General features: G+C 40.7%; 24 protein-coding genes. 13 read left to right on the plus strand and 11 right to left on the minus strand.

Features of this window, described 5'->3' with window-relative positions:
- Positions 1-23 precede the first annotated feature (23 nt).
- Together NIES592_RS09360 and NIES592_RS09365 are read right to left on the minus strand one after the other, a co-directional pair.
- A complete protein-coding gene (locus tag NIES592_RS09360; protein ID WP_073555593.1) occupies positions 24-998 on the minus strand; it encodes an ABC transporter ATP-binding protein in 975 nt (324 codons plus the stop codon).
- A 472-nt stretch (positions 999-1,470) separates the two neighbouring features.
- Positions 1,471-1,758, minus strand: a complete 288-nt coding sequence (locus NIES592_RS09365; RefSeq protein WP_073555594.1) for a Mo-dependent nitrogenase C-terminal domain-containing protein — start codon at positions 1,756-1,758, stop codon at positions 1,471-1,473.
- 659 nt (positions 1,759-2,417) lie between these two features.
- Here NIES592_RS09365 and NIES592_RS09370 point away from each other — a divergent pair.
- Together NIES592_RS09370 and NIES592_RS09375 are read left to right on the plus strand one after the other, a co-directional pair.
- Entirely contained in the window at positions 2,418-3,104 is a 687-nt protein-coding gene (locus tag NIES592_RS09370; RefSeq protein WP_073555595.1) for a conjugal transfer protein TrbI, read from the plus strand.
- Between the two features lie 685 nt (positions 3,105-3,789).
- On the plus strand, positions 3,790-5,037 hold the full coding sequence (locus NIES592_RS09375; protein WP_073555596.1) for an S-layer homology domain-containing protein: 1,248 nt from the start codon (positions 3,790-3,792) through the stop codon (positions 5,035-5,037).
- Positions 5,038-5,100: 63 nt separating this feature from the next.
- Here NIES592_RS09375 and NIES592_RS09380 read toward each other — a convergent pair whose 3' ends face one another.
- A complete protein-coding gene (locus NIES592_RS09380) occupies positions 5,101-6,417 on the minus strand; it encodes a GAF domain-containing sensor histidine kinase (RefSeq protein WP_073555597.1) in 1,317 nt (438 codons plus the stop codon).
- A 515-nt stretch (positions 6,418-6,932) separates the two neighbouring features.
- On the opposite strand from NIES592_RS09380, the gene NIES592_RS09385 reads away from it, so the two are divergent.
- A complete protein-coding gene (locus tag NIES592_RS09385; protein WP_026086363.1) occupies positions 6,933-7,250 on the plus strand; it encodes a DUF3155 domain-containing protein in 318 nt (105 codons plus the stop codon).
- 559 nt (positions 7,251-7,809) lie between these two features.
- Here NIES592_RS09385 and NIES592_RS09395 read toward each other — a convergent pair.
- Both NIES592_RS09395 and NIES592_RS09400 read right to left on the minus strand, forming a co-directional pair.
- Complete coding sequence (locus NIES592_RS09395) at positions 7,810-8,340, minus strand: cofactor assembly of complex C subunit B (protein WP_062248474.1); 531 nt, start codon at positions 8,338-8,340, stop codon at positions 7,810-7,812.
- A gap of 54 nt (positions 8,341-8,394) precedes the next feature.
- Complete coding sequence (locus NIES592_RS09400; RefSeq protein ID WP_062248472.1) at positions 8,395-8,742, minus strand: PadR family transcriptional regulator; 348 nt, start codon at positions 8,740-8,742, stop codon at positions 8,395-8,397.
- A gap of 701 nt (positions 8,743-9,443) precedes the next feature.
- On the opposite strand from NIES592_RS09400, the gene NIES592_RS09405 reads away from it, so the two are divergent.
- From NIES592_RS09405 to NIES592_RS09435, 7 genes are all read left to right on the plus strand, one after another.
- Positions 9,444-10,013, plus strand: coding sequence for a DUF3611 family protein (locus NIES592_RS09405; RefSeq protein ID WP_062248470.1), 570 nt, complete (start codon positions 9,444-9,446; stop codon positions 10,011-10,013).
- 362 nt (positions 10,014-10,375) lie between these two features.
- Entirely contained in the window at positions 10,376-10,546 is a 171-nt protein-coding gene (locus tag NIES592_RS09410) for a hypothetical protein (protein ID WP_256678101.1), read from the plus strand.
- A 266-nt stretch (positions 10,547-10,812) separates the two neighbouring features.
- Positions 10,813-12,093: a serine--tRNA ligase gene (gene serS / locus NIES592_RS09415; RefSeq protein ID WP_073555598.1), complete on the plus strand. Its 1,281-nt coding sequence runs from the start codon at positions 10,813-10,815 to the stop codon at positions 12,091-12,093.
- 279 nt (positions 12,094-12,372) lie between these two features.
- Positions 12,373-13,455 (plus strand): RIP metalloprotease RseP, encoded by a 1,083-nt coding sequence (gene rseP, locus NIES592_RS09420; RefSeq protein WP_073555599.1) that lies wholly within the window; start codon positions 12,373-12,375, stop codon positions 13,453-13,455.
- Between the two features lie 186 nt (positions 13,456-13,641).
- Entirely contained in the window at positions 13,642-14,364 is a 723-nt protein-coding gene (nth, locus tag NIES592_RS09425; protein WP_073555600.1) for an endonuclease III, read from the plus strand.
- Positions 14,365-14,600: 236 nt separating this feature from the next.
- Positions 14,601-15,308: a hypothetical protein gene (locus NIES592_RS09430; protein WP_073555601.1), complete on the plus strand. Its 708-nt coding sequence runs from the start codon at positions 14,601-14,603 to the stop codon at positions 15,306-15,308.
- Between the two features lie 244 nt (positions 15,309-15,552).
- Positions 15,553-15,891 (plus strand): P-II family nitrogen regulator, encoded by a 339-nt coding sequence (locus NIES592_RS09435; protein WP_009459835.1) that lies wholly within the window; start codon positions 15,553-15,555, stop codon positions 15,889-15,891.
- Positions 15,892-15,963: 72 nt separating this feature from the next.
- On the opposite strand, the gene rdgB is transcribed toward NIES592_RS09435, so the two are convergent.
- Positions 15,964-16,539: an RdgB/HAM1 family non-canonical purine NTP pyrophosphatase gene (gene rdgB, locus NIES592_RS09440; RefSeq protein WP_073555602.1), complete on the minus strand. Its 576-nt coding sequence runs from the start codon at positions 16,537-16,539 to the stop codon at positions 15,964-15,966.
- A gap of 43 nt (positions 16,540-16,582) precedes the next feature.
- Positions 16,583-18,019 carry a phosphoglucomutase/phosphomannomutase family protein gene (locus NIES592_RS09445; protein ID WP_062250722.1) on the minus strand — a complete coding sequence of 479 codons (1,437 nt, stop codon included), beginning with the start codon at positions 18,017-18,019 and terminating at the stop codon, positions 16,583-16,585.
- Positions 18,020-18,347: 328 nt separating this feature from the next.
- On the opposite strand from NIES592_RS09445, the gene arsM reads away from it, so the two are divergent.
- Both arsM and arsS read left to right on the plus strand, forming a co-directional pair.
- Entirely contained in the window at positions 18,348-19,316 is a 969-nt protein-coding gene (gene arsM, locus NIES592_RS09450) for an arsenosugar biosynthesis arsenite methyltransferase ArsM (RefSeq protein ID WP_073555603.1), read from the plus strand.
- Positions 19,317-19,603: 287 nt separating this feature from the next.
- Positions 19,604-20,590, plus strand: coding sequence for an arsenosugar biosynthesis radical SAM (seleno)protein ArsS (gene arsS / locus NIES592_RS09455; RefSeq protein WP_073555604.1), 987 nt, complete (start codon positions 19,604-19,606; stop codon positions 20,588-20,590).
- A 254-nt stretch (positions 20,591-20,844) separates the two neighbouring features.
- Here arsS and NIES592_RS09460 read toward each other — a convergent pair whose 3' ends face one another.
- The 4 genes from NIES592_RS09460 to NIES592_RS09475 form a co-directional block, all read right to left on the minus strand.
- Complete coding sequence (locus NIES592_RS09460) at positions 20,845-21,399, minus strand: methylmalonic aciduria and homocystinuria type D protein (protein ID WP_062248454.1); 555 nt, start codon at positions 21,397-21,399, stop codon at positions 20,845-20,847.
- Positions 21,400-21,642: 243 nt separating this feature from the next.
- The gene (locus NIES592_RS09465; RefSeq protein ID WP_009459829.1) at positions 21,643-21,849 is read right to left on the minus strand and encodes a hypothetical protein; all 207 of its coding nucleotides are present in this window, start codon (positions 21,847-21,849) and stop codon (positions 21,643-21,645) included.
- Between the two features lie 198 nt (positions 21,850-22,047).
- A complete protein-coding gene (gene devC / locus NIES592_RS09470) occupies positions 22,048-23,214 on the minus strand; it encodes an ABC transporter permease DevC (RefSeq protein ID WP_073555605.1) in 1,167 nt (388 codons plus the stop codon).
- A 333-nt stretch (positions 23,215-23,547) separates the two neighbouring features.
- Positions 23,548-25,878 (minus strand): heavy metal translocating P-type ATPase, encoded by a 2,331-nt coding sequence (locus NIES592_RS09475; protein ID WP_073555606.1) that lies wholly within the window; start codon positions 25,876-25,878, stop codon positions 23,548-23,550.
- Between the two features lie 527 nt (positions 25,879-26,405).
- Between NIES592_RS09475 and NIES592_RS09480 the strand changes: the two genes are divergently transcribed.
- Positions 26,406-26,645, plus strand: coding sequence for a FeoA family protein (locus tag NIES592_RS09480; protein WP_009459826.1), 240 nt, complete (start codon positions 26,406-26,408; stop codon positions 26,643-26,645).
- Positions 26,646-26,654 lie beyond the last annotated feature (9 nt).

Consider the following 26,654-nt stretch of genomic DNA (forward strand, 5'->3'; position numbering starts at 1 on the left):
ACCAATGACCAATAAAAATCCTCTTATTGTTTATACTTTTGAATCTGTTGCATAAAAAACTCTTCTAAAGATAAGCGTGACAAATTCATACTAATTATTTGCCCACCCATGAGATTCAGACTTGCAAAAAAATCATAGGTGTCACCTTGCAAGTCACCTTGCCAATAACCATCAGGTACAAATTCTAGATTAGGAACCCATTTTTGCAAAATTTCCCAATCGCCACCTTGACCTTTGACATGATATGTGTCGTATGTTCCCAAGAGTTCATTAAGAGAACCAGAACAAATTAATTCACCTTGAGCAAGAATAGCAATGCGATCGCAAATTTGTTCTACTTCACTTAAAATATGACTATTGAAAAAAATTGTTTTGCCTGCGGCTTTCAGTGATAGGATTATTTCCCGCATCTGTAACCGTCCTACCGGATCTAACCCAGACATAGGTTCATCTAAAAACACCACTTCTGGATCGTTAATTAGCGCCTGTGCCATACCTACACGCTGTAGCATACCTTTAGAGTAGCGACGCATTTGCTTGTGACGAGCATCAGCTTGCGATAAACCGACTAATTCTAGCAATTGAGGAATACGTTGGTGTTGCACCTTTGCAGGAATTTGGAATAATCCGGCTGCTAGCTGAATAAATTCCCAACCCGTAAGATAGTCATAAAAATAGGGATTTTCTGGTAAGTAACCAATACGTTCTTTGACTATGCGATCGCCCAGTGGTTTACCTAAAAGTAATCCCCGTCCAGAGGTAGGACGTATAATACTTAGTAATAATTTTAACAATGTTGTTTTGCCAGCACCATTTTGTCCCAGTAGCCCAAAGGTTTCCCCTTTGTAAACAGTTAAAGAACAGCTTTTGAGGGACACGACTTTTTGATTCAAAAAAAAGCCAGTGCGGTAAACTTTTCGCAGCTCAGAAGTGAGAATCACTGGCGTCTGTTCTTGCGTATGCGATGGAAAATCAGTAGTATCTGCAACAGGTTTCATTGTCGGTTAGCTAGTGCTAAAAGTTACAGTAAAAATAACTACCATTCTAAAACATCCTGTTGCAAAATAACCATATTTTAACGCCGTAATACTTAGTTAGCTTTTCTTCCCTAGCTCTAGACAGTCAAAATGTCGCCCGTGACTTAAGTGCGGACACGGGGCGAAAATCCACTTTCTACAGTTACTGATCGGTGTTTAGTGATATAGATGAATCCAACGCAGAATTATGTACGAAGCGATCGCGATGGAAAGTTCTCTATATAGATTGCAACTTTGATATTATTGAAAACTTTTATTTTATCCAGAGGTTTTGCCCACACTAATTTAGCGTTTCTTAGGAGCAAAAACCTCTGAGTTGAAATGGGAGCGTGCTTGTCATAAATAAGTTGCCAAAGCTAATGGTGAAGAGTTTTAATTAACCATAGTTAAGTTATAAAACAGTCAGTTTGTCATTACTCTTAACCATAAATGATTAGCAATAGGCTGTAATATCTTCACCACATTCATCTGCTAAATAGCAAAGAGCTTTGAAACGTAAACCGACAACTTCTTCATACAGAGGATTGAGTTTACACATTGGTGGAATGTGGAAAAGCTTGCGACCAAATACTACAACATCACGCTCAAAAGGACATTGGGCAGGAATGAGTTTACATAGAAAATGAGCTAATTTAGCGTTATGAACATCAATAGAGTCTAACCATTCACGCACAGGAGATAATAAGTCACATCTTGTTTGGATTTGAGTAAAGCTAGTCATAATTGTTTTCCTTAGAATTTAGAATTTGTATATTGATTGAGTTGGCTTTTTGAACCTTTTCCTACATATACAGTTGGTTTCTTGAGTTTTATGCAAAGTTATTGCAATTTTTTTTTGGATTTGAGATTTCGCTTTTAGTGTATATCTCTTCTTTAGGGACATATTTAACTACAAACTCTAATAACAGGCTTCCGGATAAACTCAGGCATTGATGCAAACTTGGCGCTACACTGGGAAAACTTGCTCTTAAATTTCCCACTCATTTATCTATATTGTCTAAATTTAGACGGCGATCGCCTTCATCCAAGGGAATCACCCAATCGGGTGATTTTATTTAAGTCAGTATAAATATTAATTTGCTGCTGCAAGACTTAATTTATGAAGTTTATTTATAGTCAATTATAAGCATATATCACTAAGTTAAAAGTCTTCAGGAACAAATTCATATTGTTTTCCATCATAGATATTACAGCTGTTGAACACTACTATTGAAAGTACCTAAGCTAGATAAGATGATGTGGAATAAAACTAGATAACGTAACTTTCTGCATAGAACTTCTACCATTAATATACATCAGTAGACAGGTTAGACATAACTCAGAAACAATACCCAATAATATCACGTCATTTACTCTACTAAGGCTAAAGAAGGACTATTTATGAATCGCTTGCTTTATTGGAAATCTGGAACAACAGCATTAATGGCAATGGTAATGTCAACCAGTGCTATAGTGCCTTTGTTTGCTCCTGTTGCAACTGCACAACAGCCAGCAATTTTTACTAGACCAAATCAACCAATCAGTCAATCAAGGACGGTTTCAATTCCTGCTGGAGTCACAATTCCTGTTACTTTCGATAAAGATAGAATTGTTGTTACTCCTGACGAAACCACATCTGTAACCTTAGAAGTTGCACAGAACGTAGTAGACGGAAATCGCAATGTTCTAATTCCTGCGGGAACTAAAATTGAAGGACAATTGCAACCAAGAACCATAAATGGTGTAAAAGGTTCTCAGTTTGTAGCAGAAGAATTAGTTTTTAGCGATGGTAGAAGACAGCCTATTGATGCAAGTTCTCGAGTGGTTACCAGAAAGGAAACAATCAAGAAAGGAGCTAAGACTACCACGATATTAACAGATGCAGCTCTCGGTGCAGGTGCTGCTACTGTTATTTCTCTGCTTACAGGTAACAAAAAAGTTGAAGTCCTAGAACCCGTAGCTGGTGGTGCTGTTGGTGCTTTAGCAAGCACTTTACTACGCAGAAGAGAAGTAGAAGTTGTTGTCATTAACCCACAACAAGATTTGGATGTCACTCTCAACTCTAATTTGGTAGTATCCCGCTTCTAAGATGAACAGAAATTAAATTGTGACTTTCATCATTCTCAAAACTGATGACCCTAATTTGAGGGGTTTCTTGTGTGGAAACCCCTCTCTGATTTTATGAATAAGAAGCATATATTGGTTATACCAATATAATTTAAACGTAAAACATATTTGTGTTGTACCAGACCTGCCACGGCATGTCTCTACAGAATTGAAATGTATTGCGATTAAGGTGAAATAGTATTATATTATACGCAAATTATGACCAGTTGTAGATTTTAGATTATACATTTGAGTCCTTTTTAATGGACTTGGGCTATGAGGGTTGAACTTCAGTTCAAGCCTTGCTCAGGGCGAGGTGCGACTCAGGTGAGTTATCAAGTCAATAATAACCTCACTCTGGTAGTCTGGAGATGCAAAATCTATACGTTGGCTAACACTGAAACAGGTTAGGAGCTTTTAAATACTGCTGTTTTGCATCCATACGGAAATTTTTGGGATTTGAGCGAAACTATTTTTGCAAGTTTGCGTCTTTAAAAACTAAAGGTAAAAATGATAATTTGGCTGAATGTTTATTAGCCAAACAATAGTATTTTTACTAAAAAACAATTTATTTCTATTACTAAATACTAAGATTTTAGGAACATTTTACTATAGAAATAGTCTTATTAAGTAATAGAAAAAACAAAAATTTAGAGAGGAAAAATAAATGTTTACTCAATTCCGTTGGCAATCGGGATGTGCTGCTTTCATGGCATTAGGTATTACAGCAGGTGCGATCGCGCCTTTAGTAACAGCTGCACCTTCCTTCGCCCAAACTAGTTTTTCTGATGTTTCTTCTAACTATTGGGCAGGACAATTTATTCAAGAATTAGCACAAAGGGGTGTCATCGCTGGCTTCCCTGATGGTAGCTTCCGTCCAGAAGAACCAGTTACCCGCGCTCAATTTGCTGCTATGCTCAACAAAGCTTTTCAAAAATCATCAGAACGGCAGGCTGTGAATTTTGTTGATGTTTCCAGAAACTACTGGGCATACAGTGCTATTCAGCAAGCATATACTACTGGCTTTTTGTCAGGATATCCAGGAAATCGGTTCGAGCCTGATCAAAATATTCCCCGTGAGCAAGTTTTAGTTTCACTCGCCAATGGTCTTGACTATACTGCTAGCGGTAATATAGACAGCATTCTGCAATTTTATAGTGATGGTAATAGCATCTCTAGTTACGCCCGTACACCGATAGCCGCTGCGACTCAAAAGCAAATTGTTGTCAATTATCCAAGTCTGAGATTCCTACAGCCACAACAAACTGCCACACGCGCCCAAGTAGCGGCTTTTATCTATCAAGCTTTGGTTAGTACTGGTCAGGTTGCAGCGATTAATTCCCCCTACATTGTCGCTGTTAATCAACAGAATCCACAAAATCCACCTGTAGCTGTGACTATTCCCCAAGGAACTGTTATTCCTGTGAAGTACGATAAAGCAGAAAAAATTCTCGTCACTAAGGATGAAACAGCGCCTTTAACACTGACTGTTTCGCAAAATGTGGTTACAGATGCAGGAACAGTAGTCATTCCTGCCAACAGTCAAGTTGTTGGTCAACTTAAACCAGCTAAAGGCGGTTCTCAATTCGTGGCAGAAAAATTAATTTTAACCAATGGTCAGGAATACCAAATCAACGCAGCTTCTGAAGTGATTACCAAAACCGAAACTGTCAAAAAAGGTATTAGTACTGGTGCAATTTTGAAGAATACTGTTTTAGGTGCAGGTGCAGCTGCTGCTGTATCTGCGGTTACAGGCGATCGCGCCATTGCCACAGAAGAAGTGTTGGGCGGTGCTGGTATCGGTGCTTTAATTGGTCTATTCTTCGGTAGAAATAGTGTTGATCTGATTGCCATTGACCCAGATACTGACCTGCAAATGACCATTGGTCAAAATTTCCAAGTTTCACTCAGATAGATAGTTGTTGGTTGGTGGTTGTTAGTTGTTGATTGTGTACCACTAACCACTATCCACTAACCATTAACTATTAGCAATTGGCAACCACACAATAAAAGTAGTTCCTGGTGTTTGAGGTGATGTAATAGCTGGATTTAAAGCAGGACTTTTGACTTCAATTTCTCCGTGCATTTGTTCTATCAGTTGTTTAGCAATAGCTATTCCTAAACCCGTACCAGGAATTTCAGTTTGAGCTTGTACACCCCGGTAATGCCTTTCACCCAGATGTGCCAAATCTTCGGGCGGAATACCAGGACCTGTGTCTGTGATCGCAACTCCTTGGAGATTGTCTTTTTGTTGTCCAGCTTCTATTAATACCTTGCCACCCGCAGGAGTGTATTTCAAAGCATTATCGATGATGTTGCTAAACACTTCTGTTAATGCCTTACGGTTAGCGCGTACTAATGGTAAATTAGATGGAATATTTGCAGTCAGTTGTAGGTTACGTTCTTGAGCTATTGCTTGCGCTGAAATTAACAAGGGTTGCAAGATATCAGTAATATAGCAATCTGCTTCTTTTTCGCCTGTTCCTGGTAGCAATAATGGCGGTTTATGTTCTTTTTCTACAGTTGCTTCTACAAATATTTCTTCTTGTTCTGGTAGTTTCAAAGGTGCTAAATTTTCTACACCCAAATCAATCACTTCGTCAAATTTCTTCAACAATTCTTGCAGGCGATCGCTTTCCCGCACAATGCTTTCTGCTACTTCTCTATTCGGATCTCCCGGTCGTAGTCGCTTCAGAAGCAACTTGCCAAAGGTTCGCAATGCCGTCAGAGGATTACGAAATTGATGTAACAGGTTATCTAGCAAATCCTGCTGTTTCTCTTGCAGAATTTGTTGTTGATGCAACTGTACTTCCAACCATGTGCGTCGCTGGTCTAAAATACAGGCTATTGCCAGTGTTCGAGCTATACTTTCTATACGACTCCGCTCCTGCTCATTCCATGCTCTATCTTCTCTGGCTGTCACCAGTAGCCCCATCATGACATCTTCATAGACTAGAGGTAAAACGATTTTGTCGCCGCTTAAAAGACATTCTTCTGCTGAATCCTCTAAAGTTCTATCTCCTGTCTCAGAATCTTTTGATGGGACAGGAAAATCTTTTGCTGCTGTCAATAACTTTTGATTTAGTGTTGGTAGTGCCAGAGCATTTGTACTTTGACCTCCAACTGCTGCTTCTGGATAAACCACCAATGGAATCAATTTCGCTTCATTTGTTGGAGCCTCTACCAATTCTTGTGTTAAATATACAACACTCAAAGACGCTCCCAGCCCTTGGACTAGTAACGCCATTTGCTCTCGGCACAGAGCAATAAATTCCGAACTGGCAGACATTAGCATTTTTCAGATCTTGCTCAGAATTGGGACAAAATAAGGAAAAAGTGTGAGTTCTATATGTAACAAAGCTTAACTATATTTTGCAACTAATGCATTAATCCGAAGGCAGAAGGCAGAAGGTATTAAGTATTGGGCTTTAGAAATAACCAACTACCAACCCCTAACTACTAATGTACAGAGGCGATGTTCCTCGCGTCTCTACCCACTAACAACCAACAACCAACCACCAACCACCAACCACCAACCACTAACCACTAACCACTGTAGGCCGCGTGCATTTGTACCAAGATATTTAGTTTTCAGCAAAGATACTCATACAAATGCTTCGCCCCTACTAACCACCAACCACCAACCCTGTTCATAATACTTACCAAACTTATTTATCTACATTAAGAGAAATTATCTTTCTTGTATCAAAAGTTTAAAAACTGTTGATCTTTTGAACTAGAACTTTTATAATGACGACGGATTTTGTAGCTATAACTACAATCTGTAGCTTTGAAGAGGAGGAAAAAAGGTTGGCAAGGAGACGAAAGCGGAAGAGCCGTCGTCGGCAAGAAGGACGGCGTATCTTAGAGCATGTGCCCCAATATAGCATTGAAAGCGGCGAAGATAAACCTGTGACAGCAGCCAGAAAATTTATTCAAGCTGAAGGGATCTTGCCACCCGCTTTGCTGCTCGTAAAGCGCAACGAACATACAACAGATAGATACTTTTGGGCTGAAAAGGGGCTATTTGGCGCTCAGTATGTAGAAGAGAATCATTTCCTATTCCCCAGTCTGAGAACCCTAGAACCTTCTGCTGTCCCAGAGCCGATGGCATTGGTAAGTCGCTGAAACATCTAAGGCGATTTAGTTAGGTAGTGATTGTGGCTTCTGACAATTATTAACTGGCAAAATGCTAAAGATATATAAAAATTTAATTTTTTTTTAGTTTTCAGCTAATTTGCCAGTCAAATTTAGCGGTCTGGATAATATTAATCAAATCCTGCCAAACCATTGTGTTTGCAGGATGAGGTTTGGATGACACAGATGTACAAAGAAACGGGAATGTAGCGACTCCTCCCTAAGCAAAGAGTTCGTATCATATGAACGAAGTGCTTAGGAGCTAGCTCTCTGGTGGAAGGCAAAACACCAACTAAATCTTTGTACAATTTGCCAAGCCGCTTTGTCAAACAAAATATAACCTACTCTCCACAGGAATTTTAATTCTTGTGGAGAATAACCTATGATCGAGATTAGTTATCTTTTTTGTTTCCATTTCCGACAAATACTGCCGACAAATCTGCATTTAGTGATAGTGATTTGAAGATAGTAAAACCATTTTGGATTGATTCCGCAGATCAATCAGGCGGCTTGTACGATCAAGAAATCATTGGTGAGCGTACCTTGGTGGCTATTCGCCAGACTTTAGCTTTAATACCCTTTTTAACTCAATCAGTTCATCTCGATGGGCGGTTACAGTAATTCGACTTGAGGATGGTGATTCGCTCTGGGTTTGTTCCACCTTCAGCGACACCTTCTCAAGCTTTCCGGCTTTTTTCCAGTAGAAAATCCCACTGAGAGGAGATAGCAATACCATCCCAATAAAAAAACTACTTAGGTTAGGGAAAAGCTGTGACAAAACCAGTGATAGACAAAGAATACCAGTAGCACTCAGCATAGTCAAAAATACTGCTAAAAACCAGCTGGGACGAACATTGCCTTCAAACATAACTTGGTTTTGTTCTGGGTCTACCGCTGCCACTCGGTAAGACCTAGCTCGGAAATACTCCCTTAATTGAGACATGAAAGTAGCTTCGTCTTGCTCAGATACCAGTTGTGCAACTTCAGTACGGTCTTTAGTAGAGGCACGAACAAAGAAAAATAATCCGACCGATAAAAGAAAAGTGAGCAACAACGTGGATGGCAGAATTGCGGTATCCATATAGTGAGTTTTTACTGCTTGATTGGAGGGGACTTATTCATTATCAATTATTCGTTAATTTGTCCTCCCATTAATGTACTGTTGCCAAAGACGTGCTAAATCCCGTGCTTGTGGAATCCACTCTGAAGAAACTTGGTACATCCGCCGAGGACGTCCGCGTCCTTCGAGTTTTTTCCAATACCCTGTAATGGCTTTGTAGTCTTCGAGAAACTTAATCGCACTGTAAAGTACGGTGTCCGAAAGACGATAGGTGGGGTATTCAGTTTCTAAGCGTTGGATCAACTCGGTTCCGTAAGACTCCCCTTGTAATAAAACGTACAAGATATAACAAACTGCTAGTTCTTGACAAAGGTAAGTTGGCGGAGGATTCTCAAAGAATTGATATATATCCTCAAGTTTCATGGTTAGTGAAGAATGGCTAAAACAATGCCCAAGGGTCGAGCCTACAATCCCTTTTGTGAGTATATAGTGCTACTCCCTATCTGGGTAAGTATATAACGCTACTTAGGCTGGATTGGCAAGCGCACACAATAAAATCATTAACCCAAATTTTTAATTGTGGGAATGGCACTTCATGCACCGGAAATAAACTCCAGTGACAGCGCCTTATCAATGCGCCAGCTTTAGAGGTGCAAAAAATGCACTCCTGCCCCAAGCTCTAGGCAGTGTGGTGAGGAGCAAACAGACAACAGTTTGACCATTGTCTTTGTGTTTAGTGATGCCGAGCGTGTGAGGACTGTTTAAGCATAAATTGTTGCCTTAGCAATTTTAAAGGTAAATTGCAAATTTTTCTGTAAAACTTAATAAACACTTTTTTTTACAGCGATCGCACCAGTGTAAATCTTTAAAATACAAAGCATAAGCTAACATTTATCTATCTAATCCCTGCACCTCTTGACACATTCAAGCCAGCATAGTCTACTGAATTTTTAGACTTGGAATACTTAAAGACTATTGTTGTACCCATTGGGAAAATGATTGGGAATGATGGATAACACCAAAGCTTATCCAGTCAAAATTTACCAATCCAAAATCTAAAATCCAAAATGGTATTAAGTGTCATAGTTAATCTATCAAGCCCCCCCAGCACACAGGTGATCAGTATGTCAGTGGACTCCCAATCATCTTCTTCTCGCCGTCAGGAAATTGCTAAAACCTTTCGCATCGTTGGTTGGATTAGCTTTTGGATTCAGCTAGTACTAGGTGTAGTTTCTACAATTATTGTGCTACTATTTGGTATTTTCAGCCAAAGACCTGGTAGCCCTAGTAATAACCCAGGCAGTGGGTTTGGTATATTCCTGGCGATTTGTGGACTAGTTACCCTGGGTGTGGGTGTATATTTAGCTTTCCGTTATACCCGGATTGGTAGACAACTATTATCTTCTAATCCTAACAATCACCCTAGCAAATTAGAAACGGTCCAAGTCTTACGGTTTGGGCTATTAGTGAATTTAGTCGGAATGTTGTTGACTCTGTTAGGAGCGCAGGCGATTGTTGGTACTCTGGTAGCAAGGTCTATATCTCCCCAAGCAATTACTACACAATTATTTGACCCCAACCGCATCATCAGTGGTCTAGATATGCTCGTAGTGCAAGCAAATACCAATACAGTCTCTGCTCACTTTGCCGGACTTGTAGGGTCAATTTGGCTACTTAATCGTATTACGCGTTAGGTGGGCATTGGGGAGATGGGGAGATGGGGGGAGTGTGAGGGGTGTGTAGACGCGTAGCGGCTTCCCGTAAGGGTGGGGTGTGAGGGGTGGGAATTGGGCATTGGAAATTACCAACCATCAACCACCAACTACTAACTACTAACCACTAACTAACAACTACGAACCACCAACAAATAACAAATGACTCTTTTCCGGAATCATCCCTCTGGAGTGTGGAGACTAATACATGTTCCTGACATCAAAATCTAACTAACGAGTGATACGAATTGAGTAAATAAAGTGATAAAGGTGCTTGGAGGTCTAACACGATGAGAGAATTACAAACTTGGAGATTCGGAATACAGTTCCTTTTCAGTACAGTGATGATTGGTCTTTGTACTTTCCAGCTGGTCAACGATAAAACTAAAGAAAATCAGACACTTTATTGGACTGGTTTAAGCACTGTGCTGGCATACTGGCTACCTTCCCCTGCTGGTACTCCAGAAGAGCGTTTCAGCCAGGCTAGAGAAAACCAACAAGAAGGACAATCTTAAATAACTATAATAATTTCTATAACTAAGTGATAAAAAAGCGATCGCAATAATCAAATATTCAGACTATTGGTCAGATAAACATCATAAATATTTGGAAAATAACCTTGGAAATGCCTAAAATAAATTGCAGTGTGATAGCCCTGGTGATAAAGCTGGGGCAAAATTTTGGCATTAGTCAAAAGTCAAGAGTAAACAGCTAAGAATAAATGCTCCTTTCTTCTGCCTTTTGCCTCATGCCTTCTAATACTAGAAACTGAGAAAAATCTGTGCTGGATATTAAGCAAATACGGGAAAATCCGCAATTCGTACAACAAAGGTTGAATACTCGTGGCGGTAACTATGATATTCAGCCGATAGTAGATTTAAATAAACAACAACGTGAATTGGAGGTCAAACGTAGTCAACTCCAGGCACGCAGTAACGAAATTGGTAAGCTAGTTGGGCAAAAGATTAAATCTGGTATAAATCCTCAAGACCCAGAAATTCAGACCTTGCGGGATGAAGGTAACTCTCTGAAAGCCACATTAAGCGAACTGGAACCCCAAGAAAAAGAAATCATAGCCAAAATTCAAGAACTGGTACTTGCACTTCCTAATTTGCCTAGTGACTCTACACCCATAGGCAAAAATGAAGAAGAAAACGTGGAAGTACGGCGCTGGGGTGATGAGTACATTCCGCAAAATGCGAATATTTTGCCTCACTGGGAAATTGGCGAAAAATTGGGTATTCTCAACGTCGAACGGGCTGTCAAAGTTGCCCAAAGTCGCTTTGTGACGTTAATTGGGGCTGGTGCAGCACTAGAGAGGGCATTAATTTCTTTTATGCTCGATCGCCAAACAGCAGCAGGTTATCTAGAAGTCATTCCTCCATTCTTAGTTAATAGTGCTTCGCTAACAGCCACTGGACAACTACCCAAGTTTGCAGAAGAAAGCTTCAAATGTGCTGATGACGACTTGTGGCTTGTTCCCACTGCGGAAGTCCCCGTCACCAACCTTTATCGCGGTGAAATTATCCCTGCTGAAGATTTGCCGATTTATCACTGTGCTTACACTCCCTGTTTTCGGCGCGAGGCTGGGAGTTACGGACGGGATATGCGGGGATTAATTCGCTTGCATCAATTTAATAAAGTAGAATTGGTGAAATTTGTGCATCCTAGCACTTCCTTTGATGAGTTAGAAAAATTAGTCGGCGATGCCGAGGCTATTCTACAAGCGTTAAAGTTGCCTTATCGAGTCATTAATTTATGCACTGGGGATTTAGGATTCCATTCTGCCAAAACCTATGATTTAGAAGTTTGGCTTCCTTCCTCTGGCAAATACCGCGAAATTTCCAGCTGTTCCAATTTTCTTGATTACCAAGCCCGAAGGGCTGACATTCGCTTTAAGGAAACTGGTAAGAAGGGAACACAGTTAGTTCATACCCTCAACGGTTCTGGGTTAGCTGTGGGACGAACTATGGCGGCTATTTTGGAAAATTATCAACAAGAGGATGGGACGGTGAAGATACCGGAAGTCCTACAGCCTTATTTTGGACGGGAAGTTCTGTAAGTTTCGATTGGTGACAGCGTAACGCACCGTAAACAATAGACCCCTAGCACAAATTTTTTTTACCCCACCCTAATCCTCCCTCCCCTTTACCCTACTTTTTTCCCTAGAGACAGGTCAAACCTGAGAAATATACTACTTTCGAGGAGTTGCCAATTCATCACTGTTCCTGAGGAATTAGCGAAAAACCCTGAAAATATGCTGTGTTGCAGACCAATGCAAGACTGGTACTCATTCTAGAATAGAGAAAAGTATAGCTAAGTAAGTTCAAAAAATTTCTCTATGTCAGTTTTAGCGGCGATCGCAGTCTTGGCTGTTCTAATCCTGGTACACGAACTAGGACATTTCATTGCAGCAAGGTCTCAAGGAATTCATGTTAACCGCTTTTCTTTGGGCTTTGGGCCAATTCTTTGGAAATACCAAGGCCCGGAAACCGAATACGCCATCCGGGCGTTTCCCTTGGGTGGTTTTGTTGGTTTTCCTGATGATGATCCAGATAGTGACATTCCACCCAATGACCCAAACCTGCTGCGTAACCGTCCAATTTTAGATCGGGCGATCGTCATCAGCGCAGGAGTGATAGCAAACTTAATTTTTGCCTATTTTCTGCTTGTGGCGCAGGTTAACTTAGTCGGTGTTTCACAAGCAACTCTACCAGGAGTTCTAATTAAACAATTAGCCCCAGAGGTTAGTAATGTAGCTCTCCAAGCTGGTATCAAACCAGGAGATGTCATAATAGCTGCTAATAACAAAGAGTTTGGCACATCACTGCAAGAGATAGAGGGTTTAAGAGAAATAATTAAAACGAATGCAGGTAAACCAATTCAACTAGAAATTGCTCGTGGTGACCAAAGGCTGTCTTTAAATGTTACTCCTGAAGCAAAACCAGCCGGGGGTAGTATTGGTGTCGGACTTGCTCCCAACGGTCAGATTGTGCGGCGTCGTGCAAACATAATAGAAGCTTTTAACCTTGGTGCTGCGGAATTTCAGCGGATTCTGACAATGACATTTCAAGGTTTTAAGCAATTAATTACCAACTTTGGTGAAACAGCTGGTCAAGTAGCAGGACCCGTTAAAATCGTGGAAATTGGTGCTAGCATTGCTCAAAATGATACAGGCAGTCTGTTTTATTTTGGAGCCTTAATTAGCATCAACCTAGCAATTATCAATATTCTGCCTTTACCAGCCTTGGATGGAGGACAACTAGCTTTCTTACTCATTGAAGGGTTACGCGGTAAACCTTTACCTTCTCGTGTTCAAGAAGGTGTAATGCAAACTGGTTTAATGCTACTTCTGGGATTAGGTATTTTTCTGATTGTCAAAGAAACTTCCCAACTAGAGTGGGTGCAAAAATTATTCCAGTAATTGACCCGCCCCCAAGCCCGCAAGTAAACTGCGGGCGATCCTTTGCCTTTACAAATCAGTAATAAAACACCAGCTGCGTCGCCCACAATCAGAGCATGAAAAATCTACCACAGTGCAAGCTGATGGACACTAATGGATCATAAGTTTGCTGATAAGATAATCCCCGATCCCTAATTTTCATGCACAGTGAGCAACACTCGTAAATGGTCATCTCAAAAGCAGCGAGCGCTAGAAATATTAGTCCGCCTCAAGCGTCTTTATCCAAATGCGACTTGCTCTTTAAACTATTCCACACCAGTTCAACTACTCGTAGCAACGATTCTCTCCGCCCAGTGTACAGATGAACGGGTAAATTTGGTCACACCAGCACTATTTAGTCGTTTTCCCGATGCGCCTAGTTTGGCTAATGCTGAGTTGACTGAGTTAGAAAATTTAGTACGTTCTACAGGATTTTATCGTAATAAGGCAAAGAACATTCAAGCCGCCTGTCGCATGATTGTGAATGAGTTTAGTGGTGAAGTACCAAAGGAGATGGAGCAACTATTGCTGCTTCCAGGGGTGGCACGTAAGACAGCAAATGTAGTCCTTGCTCACGCCTTTGGTATTAATGCAGGTGTAACCGTTGATACTCATGTTAAACGTCTCAGCCAACGTTTAGGTTTGACTGAACATACAGAACCCATCCATATTGAACAAGATTTAATGCGCCTTTTGCCCCAACCAGACTGGGAAAATTGGTCAATCCGCTTGATTTATCATGGTCGTGCTGTTTGTAAAGCCCGTAATCCTGCATGTGCAGCTTGCGAGTTAGCTGATCTGTGTCCATCTGCGAATGGTGAGTTCAAGGGAGAAAGTACAAAGCAGAAGCGAAAAGAGCGATCGCAAGCTCAAAAGAGCAATCGCAACTAGGTAAAAGACATATCTTACACGCCCGCTGAGAATTTTGGTAAAAACCACTGGCTGCGGGTAAAAATGTATGCTTAATTGTACAAAATAAATTTAACCCAGCCAATTTGCCTGACTAGCACATAGCAAACGATTTTAGCGACCACGTAACATAAGTTAAATATAAAATCTTTGCCCTCAGGGAATTTTTCTATTATTCTTGGGCTTAGTTTGTATCATTATTAGCCTCTAATCTAAAAATGCAAACAGCTAACGGCTCTTTTTACGGCCATAGGCCCAGTACGACTACTCAAAATTACTCACCCTCTGTACCCTTATCTGTATATCGAGATTTGGCAGCAGAGTTACAAGCTGCACAGGCAAAAATCAACGCCCTTACTGCCCAAAACCAGCAAATAGTTCAAGAAAATCAACTTTTACGTCAAGAGATTGCTAAAGCAGTCCAGTCTGTTCTACATTTACAAAATTTACTTGATACCTCTAGTCAGTCTAAACCTCAGTATTTTCCCCAGACTCAGGTGGCAGACGCAGGGGTAACAAATCCATCAGTAGATAGCAAGCAAAAGACAACAGAGGAACCACAAAAATTTGCTCAAAGTAGAGAATTTGTAGAGACTGCCACAGGAGGTAGTAAACACGTAGCAACTTCCTCAAGTAGGCAGAAGGTAAATCATACTAGTAAACCTCCAGCGAAAAAACCACAACCGCAACCACAGCATCCTCATCCACGTCCAGCTGTTGTCTATACAGAAATGGAATTCCATGGCTCTATGCCAGAACCAGTGCTTATAGAAGAACAGGAGGTTATAACCTACTCAAATAGCGAATCAGAACCAGAAAGAATGAATGGTTGGTGGTTCTTCTTTGCGATCATGCTAATTATAATTTTGGGTTTTGGTGCTGGCTATTTGGTTGTGCGTCCTTTCTTGGAACATCAAAGCCGTTAACTCAAATCCATTTTAGGTATAGCAAGCACGAAAATATTTCTGTTACCTAAGCTACAAAACAGTGATAAATTAAGATAGAACCACCACAATTCCCACTTCCTTTTTTACGGTTACTTCGGTAATGCACTTATTATTTTGTATGTGTTAACACTTTTTTACAATTATGGGTTGCGTTATCAGTTAAAGCTTTGGACAAAGGATCTGGTTATATATATAGAAGCTACTCAAAAGCAGGAGATAAAGAATGAAGAAAGTAGAAGCTATAATTCGTCCATTTAAGCTTGATGAAGTGAAGATTGCTTTGGTCAATGCTGGTATAGTGGGCATGACCGTTTCTGAAGTCCGGGGATTTGGGCGACAAAAAGGACAAACAGAACGCTATCGCGGTTCCGAGTATACGGTGGAGTTTTTGCAAAAACTCAAACTAGAAATTGTTGTAGAAGATAACCAGGTAGATATGGTTGTGGATAAAATTATCTCTGCTGCCCGGACAGGAGAAATCGGCGATGGTAAAATATTTATCTCGCCAGTTGAACAAGTTGTACGGATTAGAACTGGGGAAAAGAATACAGAAGCAGTTTAATTTTTGTTGGTGGTTGGTTGTTGGTTGTTGCTTGGAGTAAACAACAAACAACTAACACCTAACAACTAACAACTATCCTTCCAAATCAGGCAACTTTTGGAGTAGGCTGGCAAAAGCCTTGCCACGATGACTAATACTGCGCTTCAACTCTGGGGTCATTTCAGCAAAAGTCATTTGCATTTCGGGGACGTAAAAAACTGGATCATAGCCGAAACCACCATCACCACGCGGGCTGTAGAGAATTTCACCACGACAAATACCTTCTGATTGTAGAACGATCGCACCATCAGGACGAGCGATCGCTACTACACAGACAAATTGGGCTTGGCGTTGCACTTCATCACCCAATTCCTTTAAAAGTCTGGTAATGCGTTCAGCATCGGTTTTGCCGTAACGGGCAGAATACACCCCTGGTAAACCATTGAGGACATCTACTTCTAAACCAGAATCATCTGCGATCGCCCAATTTCCCGTTGCTTTGGCAACCAGTGATGCTTTGAGACAAGCATTAGCAGCAAAGGTATCGCCTGTTTCCTCAATTTCCAAATCTTCTGGTTTGAGTTTTAATTCCCAACCAGAATCAGATAGGTAAGCTTGCATTTCTCGCAATTTACCTGGGTTTCCTGTAGCTACTACGAGTAATTTCATAAATTAGTAAATTATGAATTATGAAATTTTCAGCCTTCAGCATTCATTCTGCCCATTGTTTTGCCCAAGCCAAAGTTTGATGCACTTGTTCGAGTGTGGAGGCTTCGCAGTAGAGGCGTAAAACTGGTTCTGTACCGCTAAAACGAATCATCAACCAACTACCATCAGCAAGGCGGTATTTATAACCATCTATTGTTTGGCAATCTGTTACTGCTTTGCCAGCAATTTCTTTTAATGGTTCTGTTTGTAATTGTTCCAAAAGGCGACCCCGCACTTCCATACTTGCTAGGGGTAAATCAATGCGATCGTATGCAGAATTAAAGCCTGTTTGTTGTTGTAAGTGACTATAATAATCACTTAAATCTAATCCAGATTCCACGATCGCTTCGAGTACATACAATGCTGACAACAGTGCATCGCGTTCGGGAATATGGCTACCGTAACCAATACCCCCCGATTCTTCCCCACCCAGTAACACTGGGGCTGCTAGCATCCTATCAGCAATGTACTTATAACCAACAGGTGTTTCAAACACTGACAATTTGTGTAGTGCTGCTACACGGGGAATTAAGTCAGAACCACTTACGGTTTTAACTATTTCTCCTGTAAAACCGCGCCGTCGGGTCAAGTGATCGATTAAGATCGGGATGAGAATTTGCGAACTCAAAAAATTCCCTGCACCGTCTACTGCGGCAACGCGATCGCAATCACCATCAAAAACCAACGCTACCGTTAAACCTGTAGGGTTGTTTTCTCGGTGTGTTTTCATTACCCCGAACAAACGGGAAAGGTATTTAGGTAAAGGTTCTGGCGCACCACCTTCAAAAGTGGGATCGCGATCGCTATTAATTTCCTCAACTGCATCACCTAGTAGTCTTGCAAGTCCACCAGCCGCAGCCCCATGCATGACATCAGCAAATACCGTCAGCTTTCCAGAGGCTATGGTTTCACGAATTTTGACTATATCAACTTTAGTTTCTAACTCTTGACAATAGCTTTCCCAGGGATTAAATCTTTTAATCTTGCCTGGAGTTGAGGCAACTGGTACTTCCTCTTCTAAAAGTGTTTCTATTTCTTTAGTTACTTCTGGCGGTACAGAACCACCGAAAGCACTTTTAACTTTTAATCCTAAATACTGCCCCGGATTGTGACTAGCAGTGATCACTAACGCCCCCAAAGCATTGTGCTGCTTTGCAGCCCAACTAAAAGCTGGGGTTGGTGCAAAGGTTTCGCTAAACAAGACATCAAACCCGGCTGCACAGACAACATTAGCAGCTTTCTGGGCGAAGTCTTCCGCCATAAAACGGCGATCGTAACCAACTATAATTGTGCGGTTGTCGGTTTTTTCCCCGTAGGTATTGAATAGTACTTTTGCGGCAACTGGCGCGACAAGGGCTAGACGTTCAAACGTGAAATCATCGCCAATCACGCCGCGCCAGCCGTCTGTACCAAACTTGATTGATTTAGCTGCAACTGGCATTGAAGTATCCCAACTTTTGTTTAGGAGGATTGTAGCATTTACACAAAACACTCAGTAAAAAAAGATTCAAGTATTAAAAGTGTTGCTAAATGTAAGTTTGTAGTTAGGCTTTTAACCCTAATTCATTCAAGCACTAAAGTGCTGACTACGAACTCATTAAATCGCACCAAAATAAAATTAACAGACCAACAATCTATGACAGAAATTTAAGCAAAACTGTTCCACCAAGCCAGAATTTCTCAGCAAAAACTCATCAAACAGAGTTTCAAATATATTAGGATCACAAAGCTGATTCTAGACACTAATACACTTCACACCACCGAACGCAATGACTTATCTTGAAACAGCAGCACAATTTTACAGTCAAGTTGCCCAAACACCAGAAGTAGGACTTTGTTGTGTGCAAAGTACACCTCTACAACTACCTGGATTAAAAATTCCTCAACCGATGCAGGAAATGAATTATGGCTGTGGAACAACTGTTCATCTAGGAGAACTAGCTAATCAGCCTACGGTACTGTATGTTGGTGTTGGCGGAGGCTTAGAAGCTTTACAATTTGCCTATTTTTCCCGTCGTGCAGGCGCTGTGATTGCTGTCGATCCGGTTGCAGAGATGCGCCAAGCTGCTACACGTAACCTGGAAATTGCCGCAAAAGAAAACCCCTGGTTTGATCCTAGCTTTGTAGACATTCGTGCTGGGGATGCTTTTAACTTACCTGTCGATGATGCTTCTGTAGATGTTGTAGCTCAAAATTGCCTTTTTAATATTTTTGAACCAGAAGATTTAACCCGCGCCTTGCAAGAAGCATATCGGGTATTAAAACCAGGTGGACGTTTACAGATGAGTGATCCTATTGCTACTCGTCCGATTCCACCACATTTACAACAAGATGAACGTCTACGGGCTATGTGTTTATCTGGCGCACTTACCTATGAAGAATATATTCAGCGCATTATCAAGGCTGGTTTTGGTCAAGTAGAAATTCGTACCCGTCGCCCTTATCGTTTGTTAGATTGCCAAACTTATAATTTGTCAGAACCATTACTTTTAGAAAGTCTTGATTCAGTATCTTTCAAAGTTATTATTCCAGAAGATGGAGCTTGTATTTTTACTGGTAAAACAGCAATTTATGCAGGTTCAGAACCATTTTTTGACGATGGTGCAGGTCATATTTTACAACGTGGTCTGCCAGCAGCAGTATGTGATAAAACTGCCGCGAAACTTGCTGCTTATATGCCAGATGAAATAATTATTACTGATTCCACATGGCATTATGATGGTGGTGGTTGCTGTTGAATAATAACCTGTCCAATAGATTTTTTATGCAAGTTGGAGGAAAGGGTTAAAGGGATTGAAAAATTCTTTTCCCTTTCGTCTTTAAATTTTCTTGAAAAATCGAACACAGATGCACACTGATTAACACAGATGGATTATGGGTTTGCTGTTAGGTTGCATCCCAATCCCTATTTTCAAGATAGCTATTCATGAAAGTTGGTACACAAACAAACATTAAATTTTGTCTCCTCCTACACCCACACCTATTTTATAGCTAGGTCTAATTATTGCCACGATAATATTTAATTATGATTCAAACATCTGTAACACCTTTCAAACACAAACTTAATTCACCTTTAACTAAGCAACACATTACTGTTTTACAAGTTAACTTAGGAAAGCGTTGTAATCTTGCTTGTACTCATTGCCATGTAGAAGCAGGACCAAAACGTATAGAAGAACTTTCTCCAGAAATTTGTGAACAGTTAATTGAAATAATTTGTGCATTTCCGCAGATTAAAATTGTTGATTTGACTGGTGGTGCGCCAGAAATGAATTACGGATTTAAATACCTAGTAGAAGCAGCAAAATTAGCAAAGAAAGAGGTTATAGTTCGGTCTAATTTAACTATTTATTTTGAAGATGGATTTGGTGATTTACCAGAATATTTTGCTCAGCATCAAGTGAGAGTTGTGGCGTCTTTACCCTGCTATTTAGCAGATAATGTTGATAAAATGCGTGGTGCTGGTGTGTATGATGATTCTATTAAAGCACTACAATGGTTAAATCAAGTTGGTTATGGGAAAGAACAAAATTTAATTTTAGATTTAGTGTATAATCCTCAACTACCTTTTAGTGAAAAATTTTCCTTGACTCCAGATCAAGCTAAGTTAGAACAAAATTACAAGGTGTTCTTACAACAGCATTTTGGTATTGTATTTAATAATCTCTTCACTATTACGAACTTACCAGTAGGCAGAACTAAATTACATTTGGAACGCAAGAAATTATATGCACCTTACTTACAGTTTTTAGAATCAAATTTTAATCCTAAGACTGTAGAAAATTTGATGTGTCGTGATCAACTTTCTGTTGATTATCTCGGTAATGTGTATGATTGCGACTTTAACCAGATGATGAATTTACCTGCAAAAACTCGTGATGGTGAAAATCTGACGATCACTAAGTTGCTAGCAGCTGGTAGCTTAGATTTGATCGATGAGATCCAAACTGCGGCTTATTGTTATGGTTGCACTGCTGGGTGTGGTTCTAGCTGTGGTGGTGCTTTGGTGTAGGTCCGTTGGTAGGGTGTGTAGATGCGCTTTGCGCGGCTTCCCGTAGGCTGGAGTGTGAAAAAATAATTCACAACCAACCATCAACAACCAACCACTAACTAACTAATTACAAAAATCTTGTTACAAAAACTGTTACGAGTGTGTTGGAATTGGTAAATTATCGTTATGATAGAACCTAGTTAAGCTCCTCACACCACACTAAAAGCCGTAAAACATTATGTTTTGCGGCTTTTTTATTGGTTGTACAGTGATCTTTAATCCATGTCTTGCCAACCATGCAATGGGGCTATACTTTTGATTACCTCTTCGATGACGATTGGAGGGGCTGCTGAAAGTAAAATACTAGGATAAACTGCCATACCCCACTCAGGATGGACTAGTACATGGCATCTATTTTCTATAACTGGATAATTGAGTAAAGCTTTCACAACTGCTGTATCGTCGTGAGGAACTATCCCCGGACGAGAAAGCAAAGGATAGCCTGTGCGGGGATCTATGAGGTCTGTCAAATAACCGCGATCGCGCAGATTAAAAGCTACATCAAAGCCAAACCTCATAAATTTTTCTCGTAACTTTTCTTTTTCCGCCTCAATTTCTGGCGTACTTTCCATCATTGCGTAACTAGATTTTTGTAAAACAATCACCACCCACAAGAAAAGTTGATGTTTCCAATCAGGTAATATCCGTTCGCAATTGGCACAAATGTACTGACTCGGAGAATGAATTGAAATCTCAACTGCTTGTCCGCTTGTGCCAACCAAATTAATAGGATAGCCTGCAACAAAAGTGTTAAGCGTTGGATAGTTCACTTATTTTATTTTGTTTTTTCAAGTTTTTTAATTTTTCTTTTGTATAGATGATAACTCTCAATGCTTCAGAAATACCATCAAATATAAATAAAAGAATAGGTGAATTTGCAGCTATTATTAATTATTTATTATTTCTTAATCTTGTGGTTAGATTTTCTTAACCTAAGTAGTTGGTTGTTGGTTGTTAATCGTTGGTTGTGACACTACCAAACAACAACTAACAAACAACAAAAAACAAACCAATTAATTTAGTTTTAAAGCATTGACTGGAACTTCATCCCAGGAATCAACTGTTCGTAATTGTGCTACCCAACCTGCGATTTTTTGTGTTTCAGTCAAGTTTTTCTTAAAAGACTCATGACACTCTTTAGCTTGGGACTCATTGCAGCAGGCTATACAGGCATAAACCAAGCCAGATGGATCAATTTGCTCGTTCAACCAAATAGTCATGCTATATCCTCTAGAAAAGTCACATCTCAAAAATTGTAGTGTGTTCTCTAACGATTAGGTAATGGGTAGTGGGAGGGAGGTGGGGAACTCGGGGCCCCCTGTGGGGATTAGGGGAGGTGGGGAGTGGGGGGAGTGTGAGGGGTGTGAGAGGTAGAGGAATTACCACTAACTACTAACCAACAACAAAGAAAACAACTATTAAAATACATCAGCAGGATCAGCAGAATTTAATTTTCGGATTGTGGTAAATGCAGAAATCAAGCACATTGTCACTGTTAAAACAAATACAGTGAAGCCCCGCTCGATAGTCATAAAAATGGGCAGCATGGTAGCAGTAGCTGCTAGCTGATAAAGTCCCAAGGAAACAATAAATCCTGGTATGTAACCTAATACTGCTAGGAGTAAAGCTTCTTGAATCAGTACTACTATTAAATAGCGATCGCTATATCCTATTGCCTTGAGCATAGCGTATTGTGGTAAGTGATCGGCAATGTCAGCATAAATAATCTGATAAACAATCACAATTCCAACAATAAAAGAAACAATCACGCCCAAACCAAAAACAAAACCTATGGGGGTTGTTTTTGCCCAATAAGCTTTTTCTGCCTGTGCAAAACTCTCATTAGTGAGAATCATCACATCTTCAGGTAAATCATTTCCTAAACTTTGGGCAACTTGTTGTGGATGTGCATCGGCTTGTAACTTAATTAAACCAATCTGAATCTGCTGTGGATGATGATTGGGGAATAAGTGCAGAAAAGTTGAGTCGCTGGTAATTACATTTCCATATGCGCCAAATGATGCACCCAAGGTAAACAAACCTGCAATCCGGACGTTGATATCATTTAATTCAGTTTCTACGATTGTTCGTTGTTGCAATAAAGTGGCGATGGGGCCAAATTCTGGTAAAGAACCTTGGTCAAATAACACTGTATTCAGTTTTTGCAACTGACTGCGGTTTTGCTCAACTTCAGGAAATTTAAATGCAATGGTTCTCGGGTCTGTACCAAACACTAAAATAGTTAGCAAACGGCGTGTTTGGGGATTTCTCCATTTTCCATAACCCATATAAAGCGGACTTACCGAGTCTACTCCTTTAAATCCTAGCGCTTGATACAATCGCTCCCGAGAAAAATTTTTGAGTGAATATACACTTTTAAAATGGGAACTTACCATCACCAAATCTGTATCTAAGCTTCTTTGTGGTGCTGTGGAACTATCAAACAGTGAAGCTTCAAACCCCATTTGAGTACAGATCATAATGTTTGCAAAGGCAATACCTACTACCGCTACTGCCAAACGAGTCTTCTGTTTAATTAGCTGTCGCCATGCTAGGAGGATTGTACGAAAATATTTGCGAAGCATTTACCAGAGTCCTTGGGCAAGTCCTGCTAATATATCTCCGGTAAAAGTGATTCAAAACCGGAGAAAAGAGGATGATTTTCGCAAGGAGACTAGGGGGAGTAATTGTTCTGCTTGGTTAATCCAAATTTCACGTCATCCAACTTTGATAACTGCGATCGCGCGATACGTTTCTCAGCACTCATCAGCAAACAAGTAAAAGTCATCTTGAAACCACCAAGACACTAAGACACTAAGAGTACTAGCAAAAACTGTATTGCCCATTAACCTGTCAAAATCTTTATGGCAAATGCTAGATGCAATTTGAATTTGTTAATGCGTGAATTTTGAATTGGTTTAACCTTGGTTGAAATTTTCTGTTGTGCCAGAAGCGATCGCTTCTACTCTTTCTTGTGGATCTTGGTGCATCAGAGGACGCAAACCATTTAACCCAGCAGCAATTGCCGAACCATTGTGAACAACTGTAGCTGCTAATGGGTGTAATCCCACTGTTGTTGCCAGCCCTAAAGCTGCTAGGTTGGGAATTACTGCTAAACTGATATTTTGCTGAATCACTGCTTTGGTTTGGCGGGCGATCGCAATTGCTTCTACAAAACTGGTTAAGTTATTATCCATCAGGACAACATCAGCTGTTTCCCTTGCCACCTCAGAACCACCACCGAAGGAGATGGAAACATCAGCATAAGAAAGAGCGACTGAATCATTTAAGCCATCACCAGTAAATGCCACGGTTTTCCCTGATGCATGGAGTTTCCGGATAATTTCGGCTTTTTGTTCTGGAAACGCCTCGGCGTGGACTCTTGATAGAGGAATGCCAAGTTTGCGGGCAACTGCGATCGCTCTTTGCTGGCTATCTCCTGTTAACAGGTGAATAGACATACCGTATGCAGTTTGTAGTTCTTGGATAACTGCCGCACTTTCGGGACGGAGTGGATCTGTGTAATAAATTACTCCTTGAAATTCACCATTAACTCCAACATACAGCAAAGAATCATGGGCAGAAATGCGACAATTCAGGTGGTAAGGACAATCGGCTTGATTGCACAGATGTGGTTCATAAAGACAGTCTAGGGGAATGCCACACTGATGTAAAAAGCGATCGCTTCCCACTACAACCTGTTGACCATCAATTTCAGCCTGTACACCCAAACCAATTTCATATTTCCATTCCTGACGTGGCAAAATTTCCATACCTTGTTTTTTGGCATAGCGTACGACTGCTTCAGCTACGGGGTGAGTCAGGCGTTGTTCGGCGGCGGCGGCTAGTTCTAACAGTCTGTGGGTAGAGATTCTTCTTACCACTGTTTCCACCTGCAAAACTTCGATATCTCCTTTGGTTAAGGTGCCTGTCTTATCAAAGACTAGAGTATCTACCTGTGCCAATTTTTCTAAAGCATGTCCACTACGGATGAGAACTCCGTGTCTGGTGGCATGATGTAATGCTGCTAAGAAGGTTGTGGGTAAAGCAACGCGAATGCCGGTAACAAAGTCGAGAGTGAGAATGGATGCGGCTCTTGCTGGGTTACGGGTTGCAGCTAAGACAATGCCAGCAAAAACCAGTGTAGGTATTATTGCTTTGTCAGCAATGGTGGCGGCGTAATTTCCCATTCTGGTATCGTGAACAGGAGCTTGTTGCACTAAATCGATGTTGGCTCCAGCACGGGTAGCAATGCCTACACGTTCGGTAAGAATATAAATTTCCCCTTCACGAACTAAGGTTGAGGCATAAACCGATTGTCCTGGCTGACGCACAGCTGGTATAGATTCGCCAGTCAGTTTTTGTTGGTCGATCAAAGCTTTACCATGTAGGATTTGACCATCTACGGGAATTTGCTCACCCGGATAGACTATGACTATATCTCCAGGCTTAACTTGTGTGGCTCGAATGTGTTTTTTCTGACCATTTGGCTGTTCTACCCAAGCATAATGTCCTAAAGATTCGAGTAAATCCGCAGCCCGATCATGGGATACTCGTGCTGTGCGATCGCGGATCCTATCGCCAATTTCATGCAGTGTCATAACCAAAGCTGGCGTGAGTAAATTGCCTTGGGCAGAAGTTAAGGCGATCGCTATTAAATCCAGGCAATCTATGTTTAATTTCCGTTCTTTGGTGATGCTGGCATAAGCACGCTTAGCGATGGGTAAAGCGGCAAATGCCACAGTTGCAGCGATAATTGCTCTCGGGATTGGCAACCTTAGACCTAGTAGAGCCAAAATAGCAGCAAATGCAGGTAATTTTACCTGATTATCTTCTGTTTTCTCTGCTTTGACTGTTGAGTTGGCAATTTTATTTTGTTTTGCCTGTTGAATCAAGTGTCCTAAATACGCTGGCATTAAGTGATCGCATAGCGGTGAGGAAGTAGTCGTCCAGCTTTCACGGGAACCTTGGTTATCCCCACAGGAGTGATCGCTCCTGTGATGGGAAAATTGATAACTAATAGCTATAGAAGCTGCGTGCCGATTTAGTCGTGCTTTCAGTACTCGGCTATCTGATTCCAGCAATTTTTGTAAGTTATCAGCATAATCGGGATTATGAGCTAGCAAGGGAACCCGAAATCTCACCCGTCCTGGAATTTTATGCACAACATGGTAATAGATTCCAGCAGCAATTTCTGAATTTTGAAGTGTTGCTTGCTTAGCTGTTTCTGACTTGGTAGCGATCGTCATCATGATTTCCTTTCGCTATTTGATGGCGTATCAGTCTTTCCACCCCAGCTATGGTTAGGGTGCTTTCTGCCAGCCTTTGGTGAATATAAATCTATTTAATAGTGTTAGTAATTAATTTCTATCTAATGCAATTATTTTTAAAGATAGAAGCATTTATTGACATTTTTCTCAGAGTATTTTCGGTTTTGCATGTATTCAGTAAATATATTTTTTAACAAAAAATTTAGCTTTTTTGCATTTGAAATCAACTATATTAAGAATAATTCTCAGGTAAAGACAGGAAGTGGCTTCTGAAACTAGCAGCGCAAAGCGCGTCTACATCAGTGTACCCTGCCTTAAGCCTATGAACGCGTCTACGATTTCAAAAACAAGATTTTTGCCCTAGTTTTAATTCATATTACACGTGAATTTTTAATTACTGTATTGCTATTAATTCTTAATAGCATTAATCTTGAGTGCTACCGTTAGCTTAGTGCTGCTGATGAAACATCTCATCATTGATTTGTTTGTGAACATCAAGGAGTGCCATGAGTGTGAAACTATCGGCGCTAAAACCAGGTAAAACAGCTACCATCGCCTCAATAGAAGTGGATGAACCTGGGTTGCTGAGACGATTAGAAGCAATGGGCTTCAAAATTGGGCAGCAAGTAAAGGTACTTCGCAAAGCCTGGTTAAATGGGCCGCTACACGTGCGAGTGGGATTAACAACAGAAGTAGCAATGCGGCGACATGAAGCTGATGGAATTGTTGTGAACGTACAGAACTGAAACAAAGGG

Origin of the sequence: Fischerella major NIES-592, from assembly GCF_001904645.1 — a bacterium.
Taxonomy (GTDB): domain Bacteria; phylum Cyanobacteriota; class Cyanobacteriia; order Cyanobacteriales; family Nostocaceae; genus Fischerella; species Fischerella thermalis.

What these genes read in the sequence shown, in the direction of transcription:
- NIES592_RS09370 (WP_073555595.1), top strand. Translation starts at nt 2,418, where the DNA reads ATGAATCGCTTGCTTTATTGGAAATCTGGAACAACAGCATTAATGGCA.
- NIES592_RS09365 (WP_073555594.1), bottom strand. Translation starts at nt 1,758, where the DNA reads ATGACTAGCTTTACTCAAATCCAAACAAGATGTGACTTATTATCTCCT.
- NIES592_RS09445 (WP_062250722.1), bottom strand. Translation starts at nt 18,019, where the DNA reads ATGCCAGTTGCAGCTAAATCAATCAAGTTTGGTACAGACGGCTGGCGC.
- NIES592_RS09375 (WP_073555596.1), top strand. Translation starts at nt 3,790, where the DNA reads ATGTTTACTCAATTCCGTTGGCAATCGGGATGTGCTGCTTTCATGGCA.
- NIES592_RS09395 (WP_062248474.1), bottom strand. Translation starts at nt 8,340, where the DNA reads ATGGATACCGCAATTCTGCCATCCACGTTGTTGCTCACTTTTCTTTTA.
- NIES592_RS09405 (WP_062248470.1), top strand. Translation starts at nt 9,444, where the DNA reads ATGTCAGTGGACTCCCAATCATCTTCTTCTCGCCGTCAGGAAATTGCT.
- NIES592_RS09465 (WP_009459829.1), bottom strand. Translation starts at nt 21,849, where the DNA reads ATGACTATTTGGTTGAACGAGCAAATTGATCCATCTGGCTTGGTTTAT.
- NIES592_RS09430 (WP_073555601.1), top strand. Translation starts at nt 14,601, where the DNA reads ATGCAAACAGCTAACGGCTCTTTTTACGGCCATAGGCCCAGTACGACT.
- NIES592_RS09400 (WP_062248472.1), bottom strand. Translation starts at nt 8,742, where the DNA reads ATGAAACTTGAGGATATATATCAATTCTTTGAGAATCCTCCGCCAACT.
- devC (WP_073555605.1), bottom strand. Translation starts at nt 23,214, where the DNA reads ATGCTTCGCAAATATTTTCGTACAATCCTCCTAGCATGGCGACAGCTA.
- NIES592_RS09410 (WP_256678101.1), top strand. Translation starts at nt 10,376, where the DNA reads ATGATTGGTCTTTGTACTTTCCAGCTGGTCAACGATAAAACTAAAGAA.
- NIES592_RS09380 (WP_073555597.1), bottom strand. Translation starts at nt 6,417, where the DNA reads ATGCTAATGTCTGCCAGTTCGGAATTTATTGCTCTGTGCCGAGAGCAA.
- arsS (WP_073555604.1), top strand. Translation starts at nt 19,604, where the DNA reads ATGATTCAAACATCTGTAACACCTTTCAAACACAAACTTAATTCACCT.
- arsM (WP_073555603.1), top strand. Translation starts at nt 18,348, where the DNA reads ATGACTTATCTTGAAACAGCAGCACAATTTTACAGTCAAGTTGCCCAA.
- NIES592_RS09435 (WP_009459835.1), top strand. Translation starts at nt 15,553, where the DNA reads ATGAAGAAAGTAGAAGCTATAATTCGTCCATTTAAGCTTGATGAAGTG.
- rdgB (WP_073555602.1), bottom strand. Translation starts at nt 16,539, where the DNA reads ATGAAATTACTCGTAGTAGCTACAGGAAACCCAGGTAAATTGCGAGAA.
- NIES592_RS09360 (WP_073555593.1), bottom strand. Translation starts at nt 998, where the DNA reads ATGAAACCTGTTGCAGATACTACTGATTTTCCATCGCATACGCAAGAA.
- NIES592_RS09480 (WP_009459826.1), top strand. Translation starts at nt 26,406, where the DNA reads ATGAGTGTGAAACTATCGGCGCTAAAACCAGGTAAAACAGCTACCATC.
- rseP (WP_073555599.1), top strand. Translation starts at nt 12,373, where the DNA reads ATGTCAGTTTTAGCGGCGATCGCAGTCTTGGCTGTTCTAATCCTGGTA.
- NIES592_RS09475 (WP_073555606.1), bottom strand. Translation starts at nt 25,878, where the DNA reads ATGACGATCGCTACCAAGTCAGAAACAGCTAAGCAAGCAACACTTCAA.